Here is a 23,475-nt window from a genome sequence, read left to right on the forward strand (position 1 = left end):
TAGCTTCGAAAATGCGGGGTAAAGGCGTGCCCTACCTTCAAAAAGCTAGGGAAAGAGATGACGGAACTTGACGTGCTATTGATCTGTTGTGAGTGTCCAATCGGAAATTAACGGAGCATTTCGTTGGCGACAGGCCTGATAGCACTACTCGACGATATCGCTGCAATAGCGAAGCTGGCTGCTACGTCGCTGGACGATGTTGCGGCCCAGACTGCAAAAGCAAGCGTCAAGGCTGCAGGCGTTGTTATCGACGACACGGCTGTAACCCCGACCTATGTCGTTGGGCTATCACCGGCCCGGGAGCTGCCGATAATTTTGCGCATCGCTCTGGGCTCGCTGCGCAACAAGCTGGTCTTCCTCCTGCCCATCTGCCTCCTGCTCGGCTACTTCGCCAACTGGCTGATCACCCCGCTGTTGATGATCGGCGGCCTGTACCTGTGCTTCGAAGGCGCTGAGAAAATATACGGTCTGCTGGCCCCCCACGCGCACGATGTGGGTGACTCGTCGACACCGGTTGACCCGGTCGCGCTCGAAGAACAGAAGGTCGCCGGGGCTATCCGCACGGACTTCATCCTATCCGCAGAGATCATGGCCCTGACGCTTGCCGATGTTGCGGATTCCAGCATCTATACCCAGGCTATGGTGCTCGCTGCCGTAGGAGTGCTGATAACGGTTGCCGTCTATGGCGTCGTGGCTTTCATCGTAAAGGCCGATGACATCGGATTGCACATGGCAAAGGCGGGATCTGGCACGGCACGGGTGATCGGCCGCAGCCTGGTCAAGGGTGTGCCGGTGTTTCTACAGATCCTGGCGGCCGTGGGCACTGCGGCCATGCTCTGGGTCGGCGGCAGTATCGTCGTCCACGGGCTGGATGGGCTCGGGCTGTCAACACCCGAGCATGTCATAGAAGGGGCATCCCATTTCATGACGACTACCATCGGGGTTGCTCCGGCTGTGGTCGGGTGGCTTACGACATCCTCGCTTCAGGCTTTGCTGGGCATCATCCTTGGCGCCATCGTCGTCATTGGCGTAACGGCCGTGCATGCGGTGCTCCCCTCGCGTCGCTCGGCGTAACGTCCGGTAACCCCTTCGGAAAGATCGAACGGGTGGCTCGCCCGCGGACTCACCGGACTGAGTGCAGGACGTTGAGGATCAGCTCTATCGGTGTCCAGCCTGATAGCAGGAGCCGTCGCGATGCCGCTGGCCGTTTCGAGGTACGAAAAAGCCCGGGTTTTCTGGTCTGTAAGGTTTCGAACGTCGGCTTACGGACAGCCTCTCTCGCATCCCTATTGTATTCTTAAGGGCGCTGATTGCCGCCTTTCTGGCGTTGAGTTGAAGAACTGGTTCTGAGGGCAGAGAGCCGTGGCGGTTGAACCACGCAGCGCTCATCAGTCTTTCACCACTCCAAGCTGGCCTCATACCGACAGATCGTGGAGATCGCTCCTTATGGCCTCACCCACATCAAAGTCTGAAAAGCGCACGTTCAGCCCGCCGCGCTCCGGCGTACAGGCGGTCGGTCCAATGAGATAGCGATCCGCGGAAGGGAACGGCGCCAGGCGGAGAAGCGGCCATACCTTGCCGTCCGACGAGGCCTGTATCCTTGCCGCTCCGTTTTTGAGCGTGATCCGTATGATGAAGTCTTCCAATCCTTGAAACGGCTGCGAGACGGACCAGTCCGAGCTTCCGGTGGTGACAACCGTTGACAGAAAGCGCTCGCCGTCCGTAAACTCGACACCGGTCTTGATCCAGCGTGTCTCGTCAATCCGCAACATCAAACCCGCCTGGTCATACAGGGATCGGAACTCCCTGGACCCGGACCCGCGCTGTGAATCCTTCGCTGACCGAAACTCCAAGAAAATGTCCACTATCCCGCTCGAACCCGTAATGCGTCTTCTGCCAGAAGTCGGTCTTCTGGTCGGTCGTCATGGTAAGACGATCGGCCGAGACCTCCCAGTTCGCAGGCTCGTTGACCCAGGTTCCGTTCTCGAGATGGGTTCTCATCTATGCAGCCACTCCTTCGCCATCATCGCCATACGCATATCAGTCCTTGGCAAACACCGTAGCGGACTCTGAGGTGGAGACCATCGTGTTGTAGTCAGAGACAAGCCATTCGAGATCGTCGCCCGCGCCTTTGCGGGCGTCGCCTTTGGCCATTTCGAGTTTTTCGTCGAAATTGCGAAGCTTGGACAGGAGCGACGCCGGGCTGGACTCAAACACGTGGAATGAGTTGGGATGCTGGAGAGCGTAGTCGTCGAACTCCCGGACAGCCTGAGCGTAGGCGGCAAGCACTGATCTGAATGCAGGCATGGCGACCACGGGCCTTTCGTTTGTCGGCATAACGTCCATCACGGCCTCTGCCCGGAACATGACGTTTCGCACATGCCAGCGCGATTTCTTGCCCTCGGCCTTTTCGAGCGCGAGTAGCGATGCGCGGTCGAGCTTGACCTTTTCGGTCCTCATTGCGGCGTCCACTGTCTTCCGGCGTTCTTCATAGACGGGCGATAGGGCAGCAATGTCCTTATGGAACGCCTTACCGTCTGCCATCTTGTCCGACTTATAGTCCTGGCGCTCGTAATACTTGTTCGCCCGCTCGATGACGGGAGCCAGTTGCTGGTAGGTCTCGACATAGGCTGTCATGGCAGCGTCAAGCTCCGGCAGCTTTGGCTCTTCCTGAGCGGAAGCCAAGGCTTTGCCCGCCAACTCTCTCACGTCGTATAGAGAGTACATGCCATAGATGATGCGCTCCTTGCCGGTCGGGCCCTTCTTCATGTCGACCCAACTGTCGTAACGCTGTAGCGACTCGGACGCGCGCAGGGTTTGGTTGAGAAACTCGACGTACGTGTTCATCTTGCCCATCGACGCGTCAGATACGGTGGCATCGGGTGGCGACTGGGCCTGTACGGGGGATGTCCCCAAAAGATATGGGACCGAACCCTGAAGGATCAGGACCAGAACCGAGGCGGTAACCGCCTTTGCGAGCGTCTTCATCGGATGCATTTCCCCATCGATCAGACAGCTATTTGTCGCGCTGGATCGCCAGATCAAGGCCAGGCTTGGATCGCGTCCATTCGCAGGACTGCGGCTTTGGTCAATGAGCCGCCAACCTTCACGCCGCTGCTGTATCCGGCTCTGATACTCAAGCCTCTCAGCATGCCGCAGCACGAGACGGAGAGACGCAACAAAATGGTCGCGTGTTGACTACCTCGTCAATTTTCACTATTCTGTATCTGTTCATTATGCTGAACTTTTGAAGATAGAGGTTATCGTGAGCGGTCGTGGTGTCGAGCGTGTTTTGGATATGATCGAGTGGTTTGCGGCTTCACCGGAGGGCGCGAGCCTTTCAGAGATCGCGGCTGCACTTGCCATGCCCAAATCGAGCGCGCTTCTCATGCTGCAATCGCTGGCCGAGCGCGGCTACATACACCGACTGGGCAGCGGTGAGTACCAACTCATCAGGCTCCCGGGTGAGATCTCTGCAGACGGTCCAAACTACGGGGCGCTGATTGCGCTTGTGTCACCTTATCTCTTGAATGCCGTCCAAGAGACGGGGGAGAGCGGGTTCATCGCCGTGCTGGAAGGTCCATCGATCCGCTATCTCAACAAAGTGCTACCCAAGCGAGAGATCCTTTACGATCGCGACATCGTGCCGACGCGTCCAGCACACAAGGTTGCGAGCGGCGTCGTTCTCTTGGCATCGGGCAGCGATGCGGATGTGGAAGCCTATGCGGAAGCGTCGTCCCTGTCCGAGGATGAGCAGTCGAAACTTCAAGAAGCCATCGCCAGTGCGCGCGCATCAGGTTTTTACGTCAATGAGATGGGTGTCGTTGAAGGTGCTGCCGGTGCTGCAGCGCCGATCATTGCTGCAAATGGCAAAGCCATCGCTGCTTTCAATATATCTGGCCCGCAAGGGCGCTTCATTCAAAATTCCGACCGCATCAGTCACGTGGTCAGGGAAACTGCAGTCGCGATTACCGAGGAGTTGGCGCGCCGCAGTCGTCGTTTATCCAAAGGGAGGTAAGGAATGAAATTTGTAACATTTTCGGCCGTGGCCGGGCTTTTGGCCGGCATTGCCGGTTTCGCGCAGGCTCAGGATGCCCCAGCCGGTTATCCCGCTGATTACTCGAAGATCATCGAAGGCTCGCGCTCCGAAAAGGGCCTGATGATCTATTCCAACATGGCCGACAACAACTGGCAGCCGCTCATCAAGGGCTTTAACGCAAAGTATCCTTGGGTGAAGATCGAGACTGTCGATCTGGGGTCAGGCACTGTCCATTCGCGCTGGGAAGCCGAAAAAGGCTCGAGCGCCCGCACCGCCGACGTGCTGGTCTCTGGCGCCAACGACCGCTGGGCATCCTACGGCAAAGACGGCCTGATGGAGGATTACAAGAGCCCCGAGATCGCCAAGCTCCCGGAATTCGCCCACCCCTATCCCGGCGTGAATGTGCTTTCCACCGATCCGCTGGTCATCACGTACAATGCCGCTCTTCTGCCGGAAGATCAGCGCCCGAAAGGTTTCGCCTCACTGGTTGAAGACGCCGTTGCCGATCCGGATACGTTCAAGGAAAAGATTACCACCTACGATGCGGCCCGCAACAGCTTCGGCCTTACCGCATGGTGGGCCTATATGGACAAGAAAGGTGAAGCCGGCTGGGCCGGACTTCGCAAGATCGGTCCGATGATCCGCGGCGAAACCTCGGGCGGTCCGATGAACGAGAAGATCGCCACCGGCGAATATCTCATGGGCATTGCCGTTTCCGGCATCACCATCTTCCCGCGCCTCGAACAGCCGGGTGGCGAAATCCTCGGCTTTGCCTTTCCAGACGACGGCACGATCATGATGCTGCGCGGCATGGGTATTCCGAAGGGCGCGGCTAATCCGAACTCAGCAAAACTCTTCGTCGATTATGCGCTGAGCCAGGATGGCCAGACTCAGGTCGGCAAGGGCGGTCTTGTGCCTTATCGCGAGGACGTTCCAGAGGACCAGGTTCGCTACACGTTTCAGAAGATAAGCGAAATCGTCGGCAAGGATAATGTGATCACGGCCGGTTTCGACCAGCGCTTGATTACGGAAGCCGGTCCCTTCGTCGCAAAGTGGAACGCTGCGATCGCCGGCAAGTAAGCCGAGCCAAAGGGCCGACTGGTCGTCGGCCCTTCCATCAACCCTGACAGGAAATATCGATGACGGATATCAGCCACCCCGGCACGGCCGGACGGGGGATAGACCGATCGCGTGCGATCTACTGGGGCGTTGCGGCGCTGACGACGATCCTCGTATTCGGTCCGATCACCCCGATTGTCTTCCAGGCCTTCCTCGACAAGCCGCTCTACGACGATACGGCTGTCATGACGGTCGGCAATTTCAGCCGCCTGTTTAGCGAACCGGGCATAGCCGGCGTCTTCTTCAACACCCTTTATTTCGGTGCGTTGACGATGGTCGTCGCGCAGGTCTTCGGTGCTGTCATGGCGGTGCTCGTCGGTCGTACCAACCTGCCGGGTCGCAAGTGGCTGGGCGAGATCTTTATCTGGCCGCTGTTCGTCTCGAACCTCGTCATCGCCTTCGGCTGGTTCACCATGTACGGACCGTCAGGCTTCATGACGCTGGCGGCGAAAACCTATCTCGGCGGTGCGCCTTGGAATCTCTACAGTGTCACTGGCATGGGTATCGTCGCAGGTCTCAGCCAGGCGCCGCTCACCTATCTCATGTGTCTTGCCGCCGTCACAAAGGCCGACCCGCTGCTCGAAGATGCGGCGCGCTCGACCGGAGCTGGTCCCTTCCGAGCCCTGTTTTCGGTCACCATCCCAATGATCCGTCCCGCGATCATCTATTCGGCCGTGCTGAACTTCGTCGTTGGCATCGAGATGTTGGCCATCCCGCTGCTGTTCGGCGGTCCGTCTGGAATTCAGACGGTCACGACCTTTCTCTATAACGCCGGCATCAACGCTGCGGTACGGCCAGAATACGGAATTGTGGGCGCGGCTGCCGTCATCCTACTGGTCGTCGTTGCCTTGCTTGTCTGGTTACAGGGCTTTCTGATGAAAGGCGCTGGCCGCTTCGTCACCGTGCGCGGCAAGGCAAGCCGTCCCTCGACGCTCGATCTCGGTGCCTGGCGCTGGCCGGCGTTCCTGTTCGTCTTCGCATTCGCATTCCTGACGATCATTTCAATCTTCGGAGGCATTTTTCTGCGCTCGGCGGTGAGCTTCCTCACACCGCTCATTCCAGTCTGGAAGGTGATGACGACCGCCAATTTCGAGCAGGTTCTTGGCTCGGCCACCTACGTGCGCTCGATCGTCAATTCCGTTCTGGTCGCGACGATCGGTGCTGCGATCGGCACATTCTTCATTCTGGTCATCGCGTTGGTCGCCCGCCGGTCGGATTTCAAGCATAGCCGGGCGCTAGAATATATCGCGCTTTTCCCGCGCGCGCTTCCCGGCATCATCGCTGGCCTCGGGTTCTTCTACGCAGTTATCTGGCTGCCCGGAGCAGACGTCATCCGCGGCACGATCGCGGTGCTGATCCTTGCTTTCATGATCCGCTATATTCCGGTCGGCTTTGGTGCCATCGCGCCGGCGCTTGCTCAGGTCGGTGAGGAACTCGACCGCGGTGCGCGCATTTCCGGCGCCGACTGGTGGACGACCGTGACACGCATCATTGTGCCGATCCTCAAGCCCGCGCTGTTCAGCTGCTATGCGTTGCTGTTCATCCACTTCTTCAAGGAATACGTGACGGCGGCCTTCCTCTATCAACCGGGGTCCGAAATCATCGGCACCACCATGCTGCAGCTTGTCGCTCAAGGTGACAACGGCCCGGTCTCCGCCCTCGCAACCATACAAGTCGTCATTACCGCCGCGTTCGTGATCATCGCTCGCCGCGTCATGGGAGCCAAAATCTATGGCTGATCTCGTCCTTCAGAACCTGACCATCAAGTACGGCGCCGTCACGGCTGTCGACAACCTCAACATCCATGTTCAATCCGGAGAGTTTCTGACGTTACTCGGGCCGTCCGGCTGCGGCAAGTCGACCTCGCTGTTCGCGGTCGCCGGTCTCAACCATGCTACGTCAGGAACGATCCGCATCGGCGACCGAATCCTGTTCGATGGCAACGCCAAAAACACGGTGCCGCCGGAGAAGCGCAATATCGGTCTGGTATTCCAGTCCTACGCGCTGTGGCCACACAAGACCGTTGCCGAGAACCTCGCTTTTCCTCTGACGCTCCGAAAGATTGGAAGAGCAGAGCGTGACGAGCGCATCCGGGAATCGCTCGGCCTCGTGGAAATGCTTCCCTATGCGGACCGCTTTCCGTTCGAACTTTCCGGTGGCCAGCAGCAGCGCGTCGCACTTGCTCGAGCCCTCGTCTACCGCCCGCCGCTTCTGCTCCTCGACGAGCCGCTTTCCAACCTCGATGCCAAACTGCGCGAGCGTGCCCGCGTCTGGCTCCGAGAGCTGCAGGAACGATTGAAGGTCACCACCATCTACGTCACCCACGACCAGGCAGAGGCACTGGCCGTTTCCGACCGGATTGCGGTGATGAGCATGGGACGGATGCGCCAGCTCGGCACGCCGCGCGAAATCTACGAGCGACCAGCCGACAGCTTTGTCGCGGACTTTATTGGCTCGTCTAACTTTTTCGACGGAACGATGGTCGAGAACGGTGCCGACAAAGCCCGCATCCGCTTGGCCGATGGCAGCGAGCTCGTCACGCCCCCCGGTGCCGCCGGCAAGGACGGTTCCGTCGTCGTTGCCATCCGCCCTGAAAAGATCGAGCTCACGAACGAGACTGGCCCGAACACGATGCGGGTGTCGATCGATCAGCGGACCTATCTCGGCTCGGTCTGGCAATATGCGGTCCGGTCGGGCCCGATCGAGTTCCGGGTTCAGACGCCTTCAGAGCTGAAGCAGGATTCGATCCTCGTGCGCATTCCTCAGGAACATTGCGCCGTCTTCCCCGACAAGCCCGGCGCGAATTGAGGTTTTCATGGCAGAGACGAAAACAACCGTCCGGTTTCAGCCGGAACAAAAGGGCCCGCTGCACGGTATCCGGGTCATTGACCTCAGCCGCGTGGTTGCCGGAAACATGCTGTCGCTGCAGCTCGGCGATTTCGGCGCCGACGTCGTCAAGGTGGAGCCGCCACAGGGTGATGCGCTGCGCGAATGGCGCGACCATGGCCATTCGCTTCACTGGAAAACCTATGGCCGAAACAAGCGCTCGATCGCGCTCAACCTGCGGCAGCCGCAGGCGCTGAGAACCCTGAAGAAGCTGCTGGAAACGGCGGATGTTTTCATCGAAAACTTTCGGCCGGGCACGCTGGAGGAAATGGGGCTTTCGCCGCAAAGCCTCCTGGAAATCAACCCGGGGCTTATCATCGTGCGGATCTCGGGCTTTGGCCAGACCGGCCCCTATGCCAAGCTGCCCGGCTTCGGCACGTTGGTCGAGGCGATGAGCGGCTTTGCCTCGCGCACCGGTTTTCCGGATCGCGAACCGGTACTGCCACCTCTGGCGCTGGCGGACATGATCTCAGGACTGACGGGTGCCAATGCCGTAATGATGGCGCTGTTTGCCCGCGAACGCGGTGACGCCGAGGGTCAGGTGATCGATCTTTCCCTGCTGGAGCCGATCTTCGCCTCGCTTGGGCCGGAAGCATCGATCTATAGCGTCACTGGCAAGGTCAAGCAGCGCTCCGGCTCAGGCTCCAATACGGTCTCACCGCGCAACGTCTATCTGTGCAGCGACGGCAAATATGTGGCGCTTTCGGGATCGACCCAGGTCATCGCGATGCGGATTTTCGACATTGTCGGCCGCCCGGAGATGAAGGACGATCCGCGGTTTTCGACCAATGTCGAACGTGTCCGCCATCGCGAGCTGGTGGATGAAGCACTCGGCGCGTGGTTCGTCACCCGCACCCGCGACGATGCGTTGAAAGCCATGCGTGCCGCTGGCGCAACCGTTGGTCCGGTCTATGACATTGCCGATATCAGCACAGACCCGCATTTTGCCGAGCGGCAAATCGTCGTGGATGTGGAAGATGCCGATCTCGGCAGCATTCCGCAACACAACATCTTTCCGCGCTTCTCGACGACTCCAGGGGGCTTTCGTCATCCGGCACCGGGCATCGGAGAACAGACCGAAGAAATCCTTGCCGAGATCGGCATGACCTTGGCTGACCTGGAGGACAAGGCATGATCTCGTCACTCCTCTACGTACCGGGCAACGCGCCCCGTTTTCTGGAAAAGGCCGGTCAGCGCGGGGCCGATGCCGTTATCGTCGATCTTGAAGATGCCGTACCCGAGGCAGCCAAGACCGAAGCCCGAGATGGATTGGCGAGATGGGTACCGGCGATCAAGAAGGCCGGCGGCCGGGTGTTCGTGCGCGTCAACCACTCTGAGCGGCTGATCGAGGACGCGATCGCCGCGACGCAAGCCGGTGCCGACGGACTTTACGTCCCGAAGGTCTGCAGCCCCGATGTTCTCGACCGTTTGGCGAAGAGCCTCGAAAACCACGAAAAGGATCGCTCGCCGATCGCCTTCGTGCCGCTAATAGAGGACATGCAGGGCCTGTTCGAGGTTCGGTCCATTGCCAAGGGGCCGCGCGTCATGGCCCTTGCCTGCGGCGGCGAGGATCTTGCGACCGCCATGGATGCGAAGCCGACGCCGGAGGTGCTGCGTTATCCCAAGCTCATGATCCATTACGCGGCCAAGGAGGCCGGCGTGCTGTCTCTCGGGCTTCTCAGAACCATCGCGGATTTCGCAGACAAGGAGGCCCTTCGCGCCGCCGTACTGGAGGCGCGTGACTTCGGTTTTGACGGGGCAAGCTGCATTCACCCTTCCGTCGTTCCTATCCTCAACGAAGGTTTCGCGCCAAGTCCGCAGGAGGTCGCCTGGGCGCTGAAAGTCGTTGCGGCTAACGAGAGAGAGGCGGCCGCTGGACGAGGCGCCTTCATGCTGGACGGCAAGTTTATCGACGCACCGATCGTCACGCGCGCCGAAAATCTAATTCGCAAATCGCAGAAAGGACGCGCTAGCTGATGATCCATGACATCATCCAAGGGGTCGAGCACGGCAGGCGTGGCCGACGCATCCTTGTGAGCCACAACCAGATCGCTGAAAAGGCGATCAGACTGTTGAATGCGCATGATATCGACGTGTTCTTCTCGCCACCCTACGATCCGTCCGATGTGGTGGCCAAGCGCGCCGCCGATCTCAAGATTGACGGACTGATGGTGCGCCAAGGCCGCATCGACGAAGCGGTGATTTCCGCTTCTCCCAATCTCAAGGTCATCGCCAAGCATGGCGTCGGTGTCGACAATGTCGATATCACCGCCGCCGCCAAGCTTGGCATCCCCGTGCTTCGGGCGATGGGCTCGAATTCGCGTGCCGTCGCCGAGCACACGATCGCGCTGGTGCTCAGTCTGATCAAGGAAATACTGCCGCTCGATTGCGCCGTGAAAAGCGGTGAATGGCCGAAGCCGACATTTATCGGCAAGGATTTCCTAGGCGCCACAATAGGTCTTGTCGGTTACGGCGGGATCGGTCGCGAGACGGCACGCATGGCGGAATCTCTTGGCATGGAAGTCGTGGTCTGTGACCCCTTCGCGCCGGACGCAGCAGAAGCCGATGGTTTCGCAACTTCAGACGATATCGACGCCATGCTGCCGGCGCTGGACATTCTCAGCATTCACTGCCCGCTGACCGCGGCAACACGCGATCTGATCGACGCGAGGAGGCTCGCGATGATGAAGAATTCCGCGGTTCTGGTGAACACCGCACGCGGCGGTATTGTCAACGAAGCGGCACTTGCAGAGGCTCTCGCCGCTGGGACTGTCGCAGGGGCAGCTCTCGACAGTTTCGCCACCGAGCCGCCGGCGGTCGACAACCCGCTTTGGGCCTTCAACACGCTGATCGCAACGCCACACATCGGCGGTGTCACATACGGCTCCGCCGATGCGATGGCAATCATCGCCGCCCAGCACATAATCAGCGTTCTCGACGGCAATGCGCCGGACGAACGCTCGATTGCACGTCCAACCGAACTCTCTGCCTGAGGTATTCATGACGTACGGATTTCGCATCAAACTGAACTGGAATCGCATCGAGCCGGCTCTTGTCCAGTCCTTCCGAAGCCTTCCCGTTGCCAATGTAAGCGATTCCATGTCGCGCATCTGTGCGCTCGGCACAGGAATGCGGCCGATGCATCGGTCGGGCAACCTTGCAGGCTCGGCGCTGACCGTCCGCACCCGGCCGGGCGACAACCTGATGCTGCACAAGGCAATCGACATGGCTCAGCCAGGCGACGTAATCGTCGTTGATGCTGCCGCGGATTTGGCCAATTCGTTGATGGGCGAGCTGATGCTTGCCCATGCCATCCGGCGCGGCGTGGCCGGCTTCGTGCTGAACGGCGCCATCCGCGACGCCGAAGCCTTTTTGGAACGGAACATTCCAACTTTCGCCGTCGGCGTGACCCATCGAGGCCCCTATCGCACCGGCCCTGGAGAAATCGGTCTTCCGATTGCGATCAACGGCACCGTCATAGAACCGGGCGACCTAATCCTTGGCGATCTCGACGGCGTCGTCAGCGTGCCGAAGGTCGATGCGCATGATATTTTGACGGCCACGATCAAGAAGCACGACGCCGAAACCAAGCAGATGGCCGAGACTGAAGCTGGTACAGTCAACCGCGACTGGGTTGACAAGGTACTGAAGGAAGCCGGCTGCGAGTATATCGAGTGATGTGACGGAGCCATGGAGACAAGCGCGCCGGTCCGTGCCGGTCGGCCGCCGGAAAATCCCGCCCTCACTTTCCAACTATCGGCGCTTCTTGCGCCATGGCGCGTCCTTCTGCCAGTCGCCGGCCATGATGCTCCCGTATGGGATGACCTCGTCGACAATTTCGGCAAGGCCGTAATGTTCGATCTGCGACCGGACATTGGCGGCGTTCTTGTAGGCGCTCGGCAGCTCCGAAATATCGGGCGTGCCGGAGAAGAAGCGGGCGTCGAGGCCCGACGTCTCCCTCTCCATGACAGCCGCGATGTTATTCGGGCTGAGACCCCGGTTATCGGCGCCGAATTCCTCGCCGAGGCGACGTATATGCGCCGTACGCGAGAAATTGCGGCCGGCGCCATGCGGCGAGAAGCCGAGGCCATGGGGCGCATTCGAGCCGCGCACGATCAGGATCGGTTCGGCCATGTTGAGCGGGATGATCGTCAGATCGGTCGCGTCGTCCGCCCAGTTGTCGAAAGCTGGCGTGGCACCCTTACCATGGTAGAACAAACCGTCGGACTTGCGGAATACGAAGTTATGCTCGTTCCAAAAACGGTCGCTCACCTTCGCCGCCAGCTTTTCTGCCGTCATGTCATGGATGGCGTAGTGGTTTTCCTTCGTCCACTGGCGGATCGTCTGTAATGCCGACCAGTACATTTCCCCCTCTTCGCTCTCGGCCGGAATCCAGGCATTCTCCCGATGCGTTTCGGGCGAAAGCACTTCCCTGAACCGGTTGGCGATCTTCATGCCGCGATCATACAGTCGTGCGCCAGGAGCGCGCGACCCGTGATGGGTAACGAGCGCCGTCTCGCCGGTTGATTTCATCTGGCCGACATAGGCGAAATGATTGCCGTCGCCCTGCGTGGCGAATTGATCGATGCCCACACTGAGGATTTCCCTCAGCAAAGGGTTTGCGTGGAACGCCGACAATGTCGTCTCGGAAGGCTTGATCTGGGCGCCGCGCGGACGTCCGCCCGGACCGAAATGCGTCACCGCGTGGACGGCATCGAGCAAGGCCTTGGGCTCGATACCCGGGAAGATCGAGATCGCCATCGAGCAGCAGATATCGGCCGAATGCATGCCGGGGTGGATCGCTTCCGACGCCACCACGCCGCCAACCGGGATCGTGCCGACCGGGCCGGCGGGACAGGCGTCGGGCATGATCGCGGCTGCACGCACGACCGGCGTTCGGCAAAGCTCGCGCATCGTCGCACTCACCTTCTCGATATTGTCCTGTTCGAACGCGTTTTCGGCACGGATGTTCATATGGATCAGCACGTCATTTTGCGCCTTAAGCGGCAGGGTCGGCCCCGGCTGATAACCGCGGGCAACCGCCAGCGCATCGGTCGTAGAGCCGCCATCGCTCAGCACCCGGTTGGCCGCTTCCAGCGCATCTCGAAACCACTTGCCCTGGCTCATGCCGGCATCGATCAAGTCCTGTCCGCTCATTACCTCTGTCATTGTCTTCTCTGCGTTTGCAGTCCTTCTGGTTCACTTCAATTTCGTCACGCCACCTAGCCGACAAGCATTTGCAGGAGATCGCTCACCGCACGCATTCCATGGTCATGGCGCGATGCGGCCCCTGTAGTCTCCGGCGGCATTCGCCCAAGATCTTCTCGTCACCCCGGCGACGAGTTTTGACAGGACAGTTGTCTGAGCTACGCGTTACCTCACGGTAACCGGGATGAATCGAACACCCGACCTTCCCGCCGAAGATCGGCGGGCTGCTCTTTCCATGTAGTCCTGCCGGCATTCGCCGGGCATTTCGTTCCTTCAATTCCGCCGGCAACAAGGGTGGCGGGACAGTATTCTCTGAGCTACGCACTCCCTTCGGGAACGCGGGATGATTTGAACATCCGACACACCGACCGGAAACCGGGCGGCTGCTCTACCTGTAGTCCTGCCGGCATTTGCCGGGTCGTAGTCGCAGCGGCGACAAGTGTGGACGAAACCGGATGGTCCCGCTCATGCCAGAGAGCGTGTGCCAAGGAGGAGTCGAACCTGCCAGACCATCCAACGGTGCTGTAGTTTCGTCCGGCATTCGCCGCTGCAATTCACGTCAGAATGACAATCACCCGGAAACGTCCCGCCGGTCCTCCACGATGGGAGACGACGGCGGAGCAGGCTTCGAACCTGCAACTCCATTCGCGGAGCACCAATATCGTTTCCGGGCATTTTGCCTCAGTCATCATGGCGACCAGTATTCGAGGAAACATCCGCTACCATTTGAGGTCGTGACTTCCCCTGCAGGGTTTGAACCTGCCGCGGCTGGTGTAGTTTCCTTTGCATTCGCCATGTCATTCGTCCGTGACGACGAGGTGTGGAGAAACGTCCTGCTCTATCCGCTGAGCTACGGGTCCACAAATTGGAGGACCCGGCGGGACTCGAACCCGCGACCTGGAGGGTGACAGCCTGTAGTTTCTCCGGCATTCGTCACGGTCTCCGCGCCGTTCACACCGGCGCGGAGGTATTGCTTTTGGCGTCAGAGTTCGATCGCCTCGATGGTTTTCACCCAGCTGTCTGCTCCCTTCGGATTGGCCGCGAAGGACGTGATGACCTCATAGACGGCATCCGAGAAGCCGCCGATGTTGAGTACGTCGTCGCGCGTCGGTGCCTGCGTTGTCGCATAGGGCTGGATATCGAGGCAGACCAGCTTTGCAGCCGGGTTGATCCTCTTGATCTTAGCCCACTCCGTCATCACACCTGTCGGCTGGCCGCTCTTGTCCACATCCACCCAGGACTGGTTGTCCGAGATAAACACGACGAGATCGACCTTCGCCTTCTCGTCTGCGAGCTTGCGCAGCGGCGCGGAACAGTTCGTTCGGCCGCCGCCGACTGCGGCCAGCTTCGTGGCATTGGTCATCACTGAATCCCGACGGTTGAGCGAGATGCTCACGACGTCATTCTCGAACGGCAGCACCCGTGCCTTTGGGTTGCGCTGCAGGAACGCCGCGGTCATCAGACCGGCGACATCAATGCAGCGAACCGCTGATGTCGCGCCCTTGCGGAAACCGGTCACAGGCGAGCCCATGGAGCCGGAAACGTCCGGGCAGAGCACCACATTGCCGGCAAGCGACGGCACGTTGGAGATCGCAACATCCATCGCGGCCTGCAGCGCATTGCGCACGACATCAGGAACCTGGCCACTGACCGTCTTCCACGCCATCATCAGTTGATAGGGGAAGACCTTGGCCTTGCGAACCTCGTCCGGATCGGCCAACCGCGCAGCTAGCGCTTCGGCAAACCCTTCGACGTCGAACACGCCGTTGCGTGCGAAGGTGTTGAGGTTCTGCCGCACCATCTGCCAGCCGCCCTTTTCGGCGATCTCGACCCAATGCTCCCGCGTCAGCGGCAGAGAGGTCAGCATCTGGAACGGCACGTCCGGCACAGGACCCGTCTGGTCGCGACGGAAGGCTTCCAGCGCCTTGACCAGGTCCGGCAATGCCGCATAGTCGTGCGGCTTGCCGATCGCCCAGGCATAGAGCGCCTTGCGTTCTTCCGACGCCGGCTTCGGGTGTACCATGCGGATCACGTCGGCGAGCGAAGGATCGTTGCCGACCAACGCTCGCAGGATCTGCTCGGTGCTTGCCCGTTCCAGCCATGCCTGCACCAGCTTCTTCGGCCGCGTGCCGAGCGACTTGCGTCCGGTGGCACCCGACCGCATCACCTGGACGAAACCACGCAGCATCTTGCCGCTCCTGATCACGCGCGGAAACGCACGGGCAAACGCCTCGCTCTGGAGACCGGACAACATGGCCAGCAGGGTGACCGGCATGTCCTTCATGTGGCCTTTGTCGGCAGCATGGATAGCCACCTTGGCCAGGAACTCCGGCTCGACCTGAAGCGCAAGCGCCTTGACCGCCTCCAACTGATCGGCACCATCCGCATAGAAGGTTCCGTTGAACGTGCCCGTCACGGCATACTGCGCCAGCGCTTCGCGCGGCGTCAGTGTGTAAGCCGGCGCAGCTTCGTGGTTTTTCGTGTCCGTGCCCGGAAGCAGTTTTCCGAGATAGGTTTTGAAGATCGCCTTGTTGACCATGACAGCACCTTTTCGTTGGTTCATGCCAGATACAATTCAAGACGCGTGCCAGTTTCCGGAATCCGTCTTTATTTCCAATAAATTCCTTCTAGGTACCTGTTATTGCGATATAAAAAATATTATCGATTAGAAGAAGATCCAATTTAAGGACACTTAGCTACCCAATAATGTATACCAAATGATCGTTCATTATAGAAACGGATAAGTCATGAAGCGGCGTGTTGCCATCAGCATACTGGGAACCACCCTGGACATGGGGAAATGGGACAACCGCTGGAGCCGCTGGCGACCCAATGTCGGGCTCTGCCAGCAAACCGGCCTGTTTATCGATCGGTTGGAACTCATCCATGACAATCATGCCAGCGCGCTAGCCAATCGGATCACCGCTGATATTGCAACAGTATCGCCGGCAACGGAGGTCCGAAGCAATGTCATCAACTTTCGTGATCCGTGGGATTTTTCAGAGGTCTACACAAATCTTCGGGATTTTTCCCGCGGCTACCAGTTTGATCCAGACACGGAGGAATATCTCGTCAACATTACTACCGGCACGCACGTAGCGCAGATCTGCTGGTTCCTGTTGACCGAGGCCCGCATCATTCCCGGCCAATTGCTGCAACTTTCGCCGCCACGCGACCGCGAACCGGACCAGGACTTTGCCGGCACGCACAGGATCATCGACCTAGACCTCTCGCGTTACGACGAGATCGCCAAGCGCTTCGCCTCCGAACGTGAAGATGCCGCCTCGTTTCTGAAATCGGGGATTTCGACCCGCAACGCCGCCTTCAACCGGATGATCGACGAGATCGAGAAGGTGGTCATTCGCTCGAAAGCACCTGTTCTGCTGACCGGTCCGACGGGGGCGGGCAAATCCCAGCTTGCCCGCAGGATCTACGAACTCAAGAAGAGCCAGCGCAAGGTGAGCGGCCCTTTCATTGAGGTCAACTGCGCGACCCTGCGCGGCGACCAGGCGATGTCGACTCTCTTCGGCCACGTGAAAGGTGCATTTACGGGGGCCGCCGGTGAGCGTTCCGGATTGCTGAGGTCAGCGGACAAGGGCGTATTGTTTCTCGACGAGATCGGCGAACTGGGCATCGACGAGCAGGCCATGTGCCTGCGCGCAATCGAAGAGAAACGTTTTCTCCCCGTTGGCGCCGATCGGGAAGTTTCCGCCGATTTCCAGCTTCTAGCCGGCACGAATCGCGAGCTTGGCGAAGATGTGCGGAGGGGCAAGTTCCGGGAGGATCTCTACGCCCGCCTGAATCTCTGGACCTTCCAGTTGCCGGCCCTCCGAGAGCGCAAGGAGGACATCGAGCCCAATCTTGATTTCGAATTGAAGCGCCACCTGGAACGCGAAGGCGAAAACATCACCTTTAACAGGGAAGCACGCGAGCGTTACCTCAGCTTCGCAACCGGCCCGCATGGCATCTGGAGCGCCAACTTCCGTGACCTGTCGGCCTCGATCACCCGCATGGCGACGTTGGCGCCCCACGGTCGGATCACCACGGACGTCGTCGATGACGAGGTTCGGCGGTTGAACACCTTTTGGCGCGCGTCATCAGACGGTCACGCGGCCGATACACTGATTGAGGAGTTTTTGGGTTCCGAAGCGGCCGCGTGTCTGGATCGCTTCGACGCAACCCAGCTTTCCGAAGTCATCCGAACCTGCCGGGAACAGCCAACTGCAAGCGCCGCCGGCCGAGCCCTGTTCGCCAATTCGCGACTGGAAAAGAAGAGCAGCAACGACGCGGATCGCCTCGTAAAATATCTAGCGCGGTTCAACCTGAAGTTCGATGACGTCCGAAAACGAGGCTAGCCGATCATTGGTGAGAACATGGTTGCGGCGTGAGTGTGGCGGTTGATGAGAGCGCATCTTCGAAACAAAAACAGTGCCTCTTTAGAGCCGTTGGGAAAGTGCTGCAAACCCGAAGGCCAACCATGGCGGAGAGGGTGGGAGAAATCCCCAAGTTGCCAATAACCTATTGATATTAAATGATCTTATATGGTGAACCGGGAGCTATACCCACAGCTCTACCCAGGTGAACCATGTACCTTTCTCATCGAAAAAACGGCGTCCGATTTCAGATCGCCGTCCCGAACGACCTTCAGGACAGGATAGGGCGATCGCCGATACGTATCCCACTCGGGCGCGTTTCCGCAGCCGATGCGCGCCGGAAGGCTCGTTTACTCTCCGGTCACGCCGAGCAGCTATTCACGGCTGTCAGAACATCGCGGCGGGAAAACATGACAGCAGACATCCGGGACGCGATCATTGCTGAACTGACCGATATGGTCGCAGCCTTGATCACCAACGCTCATGAAATGGAAGTCCTTCACGAAAAGCATGTTGCGGTAGAAGTTGAGAACACCGAACGACGAATTCTCCTGGAGGAACACAGGCGGCAGAAAGTCCTCGGTGCAAAGCTCAAGACCCTCGGCGACACGATTGCCGACGTGCGGCCTCGAATAAATCAGGTCATCCAACAACAACGGCACGACGATGGTCGCTCCTCGGAAAGTCCGGCCTCCCTCAAGCTTATCATGAAGAGCTTCAGCGCCATGTCTCAACAGGTCGCCGACCTGTCGGATAGGGTTCAAACCTCAATAGAGGGACCACCGCGTCCGCATGCTTCCGAAGCGCTGGAAATGTGGACAGATGTTAGAAGAAAGACAAAAGTCACTCCGAAAAAGATCAACACAGATTACAACCGAATCAAGGATTTCATTGCATTCGTGGGTGACAAGGCCGTGGACAAATACACGTTTCTTGAATTCCAGCGCTGGTCGAACCTACTTGCCCGCGTTCCTAAGCTCATAAGCGTAGTGCCACACCTAAAAGGGAAGACGCATCAGCAGGCGGCTGACCATAACGACAGGCTCAAAATCCCTCGCGCAACCATGACGACGAAGACGATAGAAACGAACTATTTCTCGCCGCTCAAGCATTTCTTCAGGCAAATGGCCGCTGAACATCGCTTCCAGTCGCCCTTTGGCGATGCCGACGTTCGTATGGATGGCCGGGGTTCTGTCAAGCGTCGACCTTTCAAGGTCGAGCAACTGAACATGTGGTTTGCTCATGCCGCTCAGGAAGAGCGCGCAGAAATGATTTGGTTGCCCCTGCTTGGTGCTATCACCGGTGCGCGCATCGCAGAGTTGATCTTCCTGCAGGGCAGGGACATCTATCAGATGGAAAACTCGTTCACCGGGGCCAAATATTGGGTGATCGATCTGCGTTTCGAACTCGTCGCGGAAGATGGCGGCTCTGAAGAACGCAAGACCAAGACCGAGACCTCGAAACGCATAATTGCGCTCCATGAAGTGTTCACGGAGGCCGGATTCATCGACTACGTAAGGAGCCGTCGAGCTGCCGACTGGCTGTTCCCTGCTTCCTTCTATCATGGCAAAAAGCGTGTCGCTGATCCCCCGCGCGCCGCTTCGAAGCGTATGAATCGCATGTTGAAAGATGTGGGCATTCACAAGCCCATGGAACGGGTATTCCATAGCACCCGGCATACTGCGAAGGACATCATGCGGCTTGCGCGTGTCGATGGTCGTACAAGCGATTTGCAGACCGGGCACGCCTTCAAGACCGTATCCGGGAGTTACGGAGCAAAGGATCTGGAAGAACTGCCTACGGAAATCGAGGTGTTGACGGCTCTTCCGCTCCCGGAAGGGCTCGATCTTAGTCCTTACATGGAGAGGAACGACCGAAGGAAATCCCGGCAGGAATAGGCTCGAAAGGTGCTTTCGATCCCACTTATGGACAAGGAATGCCACGTCGGGGGCAGTCAGTCCCGCACATCCGGTTGGGTCGCTATGCTTGCGCTCCTATGGCTGCCCACTTGACCGATCGTGACATGCGCGAATTCCCGCCGTGACCCGATGGGGCGCTATGCTCACGGCTCCGATATGCTCATCCTACCTGGTACTCACGGGGGCTTCGGCCCCCTGACGCGCCTGCGGCTCGTCCGCCCCCGCGCTCATTGGCGCTCGGCCTAGTCCGATCAGGGCTTGCGGCATTTCGCCTTCTGTCCCTGACCGGGGCGACAGGATCGGGACACTCCAGGTCCGTCAACGACAATCAGCGGAACCGGGTCGCTGCCGCTCCCGCCCCACTTCCGCAGTTTCTCATTGACCTCCCTTCCGCTTGCAGCAAGGCTGTTAAGGAACCGATCGCCATCCTTCCGGGTATTCCACCGATGGTCTCCACGAGCCTGGGTCCGCTTCCCTGAATCTGATATAAAACCATTAATTTCAGAGGCTTGGGGGATAAGTAAATGAAGACGATGACAACCGTTATTCGTTTGCTGGCGATCGATATCGTCGTGATCGAGACGACGCAGGCCGATGCGGTCGGCATCGCGTTCTACTACGCCGAAATCCTTGTGCGGGAACGCGGGACCGGTAGCCAGCGCCTTGTCCGGCGAACCCGTATTCCCGGCACGGGCAAGGAGCTGTTGAAGGCGGTGCAGCAGCATGGCGTCCGTGCGCTTGATCGGTTTGCCACAGCAACCGCCTTTTCATTTTCGTGACGGGAGGCGAACGATAAATGTGGAGTTTGCAGAGTCGTGGTCCTACGACCTGTTTGCCTGCACCCGATGTAGCAACCGCCGCGCGTCCCGTTGAAGATGATGCTCGGCCTTGAAGGGCTCCCAGTATTCCGGCATTGCCGCAATCACCGCGTTATAGATCACCTCATCGGCGGAAAGGCCCGTCTCCGACATGATTCTCTCGATACGATCGAAGGTCGAGGCGGCGAGATCAACGCGCCGCGTCTGCCATGATGGTGCGTGCTTGCGGCGGTATCGTCGCGCCCGCTCGGCTGCGGTCATCGCCCCTTCCGCCTTGGCGGGGCGGCCACGCTTACGCTTCACAGGAATTTCCGTGTCGCCTGTCATCACGGAATCTTTGTCTTCTGCCGCTTGTATTTCCGTGACGGCTTCCGTCATCGAAATTATATCGCCCGCCAGAAGCTTTTCTGTTGCATCACCCGTCACGGAAATAGCCGCCGCCGCCTTCCGGACCTCATCTTCAGCTCCCCTGTCGCCAACGACATGCAGTTCATTCGAATCCAGCAGGGCGAGAGCCGTGGCGGCATCACCAGTCGTATAGGCTCCAATCACCCCCAGGTCGGGCTGCCACACGAAGCCAAGCCGCTCGACCATCTCCTTGCCATAAGGGTAGTCATGACGAATAACCCTGACCACCCAGCCCGCACCGCCACGTTTCAAACTTACAACACTTTTCACGCTCACCTCATCATTTCCTGTGACGACATCCGTCACATAAAATGGTCAGAGCAGGCGCAGCAGCGGTCAAGGTCTTTTTCGTGAGGACAGGCAATTTTGGGATTCTATCCTGAAACCAGATGGGTACAGACACCACCCCTACCTCGCCAGGACCGCTCCACGGACCGTTTAAACGCATCGGAATGTTGACGGCAGCGCCGATCAGCCAGGTTTTGGCATTTAGGGATCATGCAGGCTATTTCGGCCAAAGGCATCGATGCCAGCCGATCCACCCCTATCACTTCGGTTTCGGGCCTGCCGGAGGTGCCGCAGCGCCCGCGTCGCCATCCACAGCAGGCGCGGGGTCCTCAGCCGTCCGGTCAAGTGTCGCCTCCCATCGCTTCGCTTCGACCCGCGCCGCAGCGGCAATCTCATCGTCGCTGGCACCGTCGCGTCCGAGCCGCAGCAGGGCCGACCAGTCCTCAAGATCGATCACATGCCGCAACCACAAGACCGCTTCCGCAGGGACGCGGTATTCGAGCAGTAGGCATGCGCGTTCCTTCGTTTGGCGGCGCTTCAAATCCTTGACGAGCCTCGCCCAGGTTGGAGCCGCGCGGCTGGACAGGCGGTAGAAGACAGGTTCGATCCCGTATTCCATGGCGTAGGCAACCGGGCCGCGGTCCTCAGTGTCGAGACGATCGAGGTTCGCCCGCTGGCCGGATCGTGACAGCGCCTCCCGCGACGGCGTGGGACCGATTGTCGAATGGCGGCTTGCGGAATAGAAGGAAAAGGCAGGCAGCGGCGGCAGCAGCGCGAGCGCGGCGGAGAGCAGCCCGAGCAGTTGCAGCAGCAGCTTGCCCGCAGGATCGCCGCCCCGGCTTTGCCGCTGCCGTTCCGCCAGATGGCGGCGCAGCCGATCCGCACAGTTTCGCCGACGTCTCTTTTTCGCTTCGAACTGCCTCACGTTGGTCATCGTCCCGCGCTCCGTTGCTCGTTGCCCCAGAAGGATGAGACGGAGCCGGGACCGGCGCAAACCGAAGTGAGGGGTACGGCCTCGGCAAGCGTGATCCGGCTCCGGTTTTGGATGGGTACAGACACCACCCGGCCCGCCAAACGCGCTGTACGGGCCGCTTTCGACGCACAAATTTTAGGCAAACGGGAGTTTCTTGCTGATTCCGGCACGGAAGTCGGAGCTACGGCCTCGGCCGTGCAGGCATAGAACCCGCAGCAGGTGCGCGAGGGCGCAGCGCGGCGAGTTCCTGCTTTGCCTCGGCAAGCTGCCGCCCGGTGTCCGTCAGATTGTCGCGCAGGTTCCTGGCGCGTGTCTCCGCTTCTCGCCGTCCGGCATCGGCGGCGCTCGCCCGGTCGGAGGCTGCGGCAGCCTGCTTCCGCAGGTCCTCCACTTCGGATTCGACGGCCTTGCGGATACGCGCCGCGACCTTCGATTTCCTCAAGCCATCCCAAAGCCCCCGAAGAAGCCCGCCAAGGCCACTCAACCGTTTTGCCGCCCTCGTGTCGCGAACGGCACGTTCCGACGCTGTACGGGCCGTTTCCGCTCGCTGGCGGGCTACTTTCTCCGCCACCCGCGCGGCAACCATGGCCGCTTGAGCCGTTTCGGTCGCCTTGACCGCTTCGGCGCGTGTCGCAGCAGCCTCTTGTGCGATCCGGTCGGCCTTCTCCCTCGTTGTGGTGATGAAGGCATCCCCCTTCGTCTTCAGGACTTCCGCCCTGGCGAGTGTGTCGCGTAGCGCCTCGGCCTGCCGCTTCTCCTGATGCCATTGCTCCCGCGTCAAACGGCGCTTTCCAGGACCCAGCCGCGTCATTCCGCAGGGCTGGGCGACCTTGGCATGATAATCGTCCAGCCACGCTCGCATCGCCGCCTTATAGGCCGCGTCGGCGCGCTTGCTGACGGCCTTCTCATCTTCCCCCGGCTGCATGACGACTGCCTTCGCAGCCGCCTTCGCCCGAAACCCCGGATGCAGATAGGCGGCAGTCATAGCCGGATCGTCGGGCAGGACATACGCATGAAGGTGGGGATGGCTCTCGTCTTCGTGTCTGACGACCGATACGAGGCGGTCGCCGAACTGGCCACGCAACCAGGCGACAGAACGCCGTTCCCAGTCCCGCACCCGCGCCACGACCTCCGGCTTCGCTCGGTATTCGTCCATCGTGACGGGATAGCTCAGCACGACCCCGGCAAGCGTGTTCTGGTCCTGCCTGACCGCTCTCCGCTTCCCGCCCTTTACCTCCGTTCGGGCTGCCGCCGCCCTCTCGTCGTGGAGTTCCCGCAGCGCGTCCGGTGCCAGGCCGTGGACCACGATCGGCGTGCCGGGGTTCTGAACATGGACACACGCGGACGGAACGCGGGCGACCTCATCGAAGACGAATCCGGTTCCCCGCCCCTCCTTGCCCTTGCGGCTGAAAAGCTCGACCCTAACGAACTGGAATGCCATGGG

At 59.8% G+C, this 23,475-nt stretch carries 18 protein-coding genes and 2 pseudogenes; 13 read left to right on the forward strand and 7 right to left on the reverse strand.

The genetic code is table 11. The features are described 5' to 3' along the window. The first annotated feature begins 123 nt into the window (after nucleotides 1-123). Nucleotides 124-1,074, forward strand: a complete 951-nt coding sequence (locus IFT66_RS21300; protein WP_092665391.1) for a DUF808 domain-containing protein — start codon at nucleotides 124-126, stop codon at nucleotides 1,072-1,074. Nucleotides 1,075-1,415: 341 nt separating this feature from the next. Here the strand turns inward: IFT66_RS21300 and IFT66_RS21305 are convergent. Further along, nucleotides 1,416-2,001: pseudogene (locus tag IFT66_RS21305) on the reverse strand (DUF1349 domain-containing protein). A 39-nt stretch (nucleotides 2,002-2,040) separates the two neighbouring features. Then, nucleotides 2,041-2,988, reverse strand: coding sequence for a YiiG family protein (locus tag IFT66_RS21310; RefSeq protein ID WP_192078860.1), 948 nt, complete (start codon nucleotides 2,986-2,988; stop codon nucleotides 2,041-2,043). A gap of 277 nt (nucleotides 2,989-3,265) precedes the next feature. On the opposite strand from IFT66_RS21310, the gene IFT66_RS21315 reads away from it, so the two are divergent. The 8 genes from IFT66_RS21315 to IFT66_RS21350 are packed head-to-tail and all read left to right on the forward strand — an operon-like array spanning nucleotide 3,266 to nucleotide 11,722. Beyond that, complete coding sequence (locus tag IFT66_RS21315) at nucleotides 3,266-4,018, forward strand: IclR family transcriptional regulator (RefSeq protein ID WP_092665052.1); 753 nt, start codon at nucleotides 3,266-3,268, stop codon at nucleotides 4,016-4,018. A gap of 3 nt (nucleotides 4,019-4,021) precedes the next feature. Continuing rightward, the gene (locus IFT66_RS21320) at nucleotides 4,022-5,119 is read left to right on the forward strand and encodes an ABC transporter substrate-binding protein (protein WP_113166359.1); all 1,098 of its coding nucleotides are present in this window, start codon (nucleotides 4,022-4,024) and stop codon (nucleotides 5,117-5,119) included. A 59-nt stretch (nucleotides 5,120-5,178) separates the two neighbouring features. Continuing rightward, nucleotides 5,179-6,897: an ABC transporter permease gene (locus IFT66_RS21325; protein ID WP_062576981.1), complete on the forward strand. Its 1,719-nt coding sequence runs from the start codon at nucleotides 5,179-5,181 to the stop codon at nucleotides 6,895-6,897. Then, the gene (locus IFT66_RS21330; protein WP_062576983.1) at nucleotides 6,890-7,966 is read left to right on the forward strand and encodes an ABC transporter ATP-binding protein; all 1,077 of its coding nucleotides are present in this window, start codon (nucleotides 6,890-6,892) and stop codon (nucleotides 7,964-7,966) included. The genes IFT66_RS21325 and IFT66_RS21330 overlap by 8 nt, the downstream gene beginning before the upstream one ends. Before the next feature lie 7 nt (nucleotides 7,967-7,973). Then, nucleotides 7,974-9,179, forward strand: coding sequence for a CaiB/BaiF CoA transferase family protein (locus IFT66_RS21335; protein WP_062576985.1), 1,206 nt, complete (start codon nucleotides 7,974-7,976; stop codon nucleotides 9,177-9,179). Further along, nucleotides 9,176-10,021 (forward strand): HpcH/HpaI aldolase/citrate lyase family protein, encoded by an 846-nt coding sequence (locus IFT66_RS21340; RefSeq protein ID WP_192078861.1) that lies wholly within the window; start codon nucleotides 9,176-9,178, stop codon nucleotides 10,019-10,021. Before IFT66_RS21335 ends, IFT66_RS21340 begins: the two co-directional genes overlap by 4 nt. Then, nucleotides 10,021-11,037: a hydroxyacid dehydrogenase gene (locus tag IFT66_RS21345; RefSeq protein ID WP_192078862.1), complete on the forward strand. Its 1,017-nt coding sequence runs from the start codon at nucleotides 10,021-10,023 to the stop codon at nucleotides 11,035-11,037. The genes IFT66_RS21340 and IFT66_RS21345 overlap by 1 nt, the downstream gene beginning before the upstream one ends. A gap of 7 nt (nucleotides 11,038-11,044) precedes the next feature. Then, the gene (locus tag IFT66_RS21350) at nucleotides 11,045-11,722 is read left to right on the forward strand and encodes an RraA family protein (protein WP_192078863.1); all 678 of its coding nucleotides are present in this window, start codon (nucleotides 11,045-11,047) and stop codon (nucleotides 11,720-11,722) included. A gap of 75 nt (nucleotides 11,723-11,797) precedes the next feature. Here IFT66_RS21350 and IFT66_RS21355 read toward each other — a convergent pair whose 3' ends face one another. Both IFT66_RS21355 and IFT66_RS21360 read right to left on the reverse strand, forming a co-directional pair. Next, a complete protein-coding gene (locus tag IFT66_RS21355) occupies nucleotides 11,798-13,201 on the reverse strand; it encodes an RtcB family protein (RefSeq protein ID WP_092665073.1) in 1,404 nt (467 codons plus the stop codon). A gap of 1,033 nt (nucleotides 13,202-14,234) precedes the next feature. Further along, a complete protein-coding gene (locus tag IFT66_RS21360) occupies nucleotides 14,235-15,791 on the reverse strand; it encodes an RNA-binding protein (RefSeq protein ID WP_113469179.1) in 1,557 nt (518 codons plus the stop codon). Nucleotides 15,792-15,999: 208 nt separating this feature from the next. Here IFT66_RS21360 and rtcR point away from each other — a divergent pair, with 208 nt between their 5' ends. The 4 genes and pseudogenes from rtcR (at nucleotide 16,000) to IFT66_RS21375 (ending at nucleotide 20,323) form a co-directional block, all read left to right on the forward strand. Beyond that, on the forward strand, nucleotides 16,000-17,607 hold the full coding sequence (gene rtcR, locus IFT66_RS21365) for an RNA repair transcriptional activator RtcR (RefSeq protein WP_192078864.1): 1,608 nt from the start codon (nucleotides 16,000-16,002) through the stop codon (nucleotides 17,605-17,607). A 230-nt stretch (nucleotides 17,608-17,837) separates the two neighbouring features. Next, a pseudogene (locus tag IFT66_RS23980) lies at nucleotides 17,838-18,008 on the forward strand (DUF6538 domain-containing protein); the annotation flags it as partial. A 27-nt stretch (nucleotides 18,009-18,035) separates the two neighbouring features. Further along, nucleotides 18,036-19,523, forward strand: a complete 1,488-nt coding sequence (locus tag IFT66_RS21370; protein WP_192078865.1) for a site-specific integrase — start codon at nucleotides 18,036-18,038, stop codon at nucleotides 19,521-19,523. A 545-nt stretch (nucleotides 19,524-20,068) separates the two neighbouring features. Beyond that, a complete protein-coding gene (locus IFT66_RS21375; RefSeq protein ID WP_192078866.1) occupies nucleotides 20,069-20,323 on the forward strand; it encodes a hypothetical protein in 255 nt (84 codons plus the stop codon). Nucleotides 20,324-20,365: 42 nt separating this feature from the next. On the opposite strand, the gene IFT66_RS21380 is transcribed toward IFT66_RS21375, so the two are convergent. The 3 genes from IFT66_RS21380 to IFT66_RS21390 all read right to left on the reverse strand — a co-directional run bounded on the left by IFT66_RS21380 (nucleotide 20,366) and on the right by IFT66_RS21390 (nucleotide 23,472). Then, a complete protein-coding gene (locus tag IFT66_RS21380; protein WP_192078867.1) occupies nucleotides 20,366-21,046 on the reverse strand; it encodes a hypothetical protein in 681 nt (226 codons plus the stop codon). Between the two features lie 271 nt (nucleotides 21,047-21,317). Next, nucleotides 21,318-21,992 carry a hypothetical protein gene (locus IFT66_RS21385; RefSeq protein WP_192078868.1) on the reverse strand — a complete coding sequence of 225 codons (675 nt, stop codon included), beginning with the start codon at nucleotides 21,990-21,992 and terminating at the stop codon, nucleotides 21,318-21,320. A gap of 220 nt (nucleotides 21,993-22,212) precedes the next feature. Continuing rightward, complete coding sequence (locus IFT66_RS21390; RefSeq protein WP_192078869.1) at nucleotides 22,213-23,472, reverse strand: plasmid recombination protein; 1,260 nt, start codon at nucleotides 23,470-23,472, stop codon at nucleotides 22,213-22,215. Nucleotides 23,473-23,475: the final 3 nt, after the last annotated feature.

It is taken from the genome of Rhizobium sp. CFBP 13726 (genome assembly GCF_014841925.1).
GTDB lineage: Bacteria > Pseudomonadota > Alphaproteobacteria > Rhizobiales > Rhizobiaceae > Neorhizobium > Neorhizobium soli.

Coding starts and splice junctions, on each gene's coding strand:
- IFT66_RS21310 (WP_192078860.1), bottom strand. CDS start 2,988: ATGAAGACGCTCGCAAAGGCGGTTACCGCCTCGGTTCTGGTCCTGATC.
- IFT66_RS21320 (WP_113166359.1), top strand. CDS start 4,022: ATGAAATTTGTAACATTTTCGGCCGTGGCCGGGCTTTTGGCCGGCATT.
- IFT66_RS21325 (WP_062576981.1), top strand. CDS start 5,179: ATGACGGATATCAGCCACCCCGGCACGGCCGGACGGGGGATAGACCGA.
- IFT66_RS21330 (WP_062576983.1), top strand. CDS start 6,890: ATGGCTGATCTCGTCCTTCAGAACCTGACCATCAAGTACGGCGCCGTC.
- IFT66_RS21335 (WP_062576985.1), top strand. CDS start 7,974: ATGGCAGAGACGAAAACAACCGTCCGGTTTCAGCCGGAACAAAAGGGC.
- IFT66_RS21340 (WP_192078861.1), top strand. CDS start 9,176: ATGATCTCGTCACTCCTCTACGTACCGGGCAACGCGCCCCGTTTTCTG.
- IFT66_RS21345 (WP_192078862.1), top strand. CDS start 10,021: ATGATCCATGACATCATCCAAGGGGTCGAGCACGGCAGGCGTGGCCGA.
- IFT66_RS21350 (WP_192078863.1), top strand. CDS start 11,045: ATGACGTACGGATTTCGCATCAAACTGAACTGGAATCGCATCGAGCCG.
- IFT66_RS21355 (WP_092665073.1), bottom strand. CDS start 13,201: ATGAGCGGACAGGACTTGATCGATGCCGGCATGAGCCAGGGCAAGTGG.
- IFT66_RS21360 (WP_113469179.1), bottom strand. CDS start 15,791: ATGGTCAACAAGGCGATCTTCAAAACCTATCTCGGAAAACTGCTTCCG.
- rtcR (WP_192078864.1), top strand. CDS start 16,000: ATGAAGCGGCGTGTTGCCATCAGCATACTGGGAACCACCCTGGACATG.
- IFT66_RS21370 (WP_192078865.1), top strand. CDS start 18,036: ATGACAGCAGACATCCGGGACGCGATCATTGCTGAACTGACCGATATG.
- IFT66_RS21375 (WP_192078866.1), top strand. CDS start 20,069: ATGAAGACGATGACAACCGTTATTCGTTTGCTGGCGATCGATATCGTC.
- IFT66_RS21385 (WP_192078868.1), bottom strand. CDS start 21,992: ATGACCAACGTGAGGCAGTTCGAAGCGAAAAAGAGACGTCGGCGAAAC.
- IFT66_RS21390 (WP_192078869.1), bottom strand. CDS start 23,472: ATGGCATTCCAGTTCGTTAGGGTCGAGCTTTTCAGCCGCAAGGGCAAG.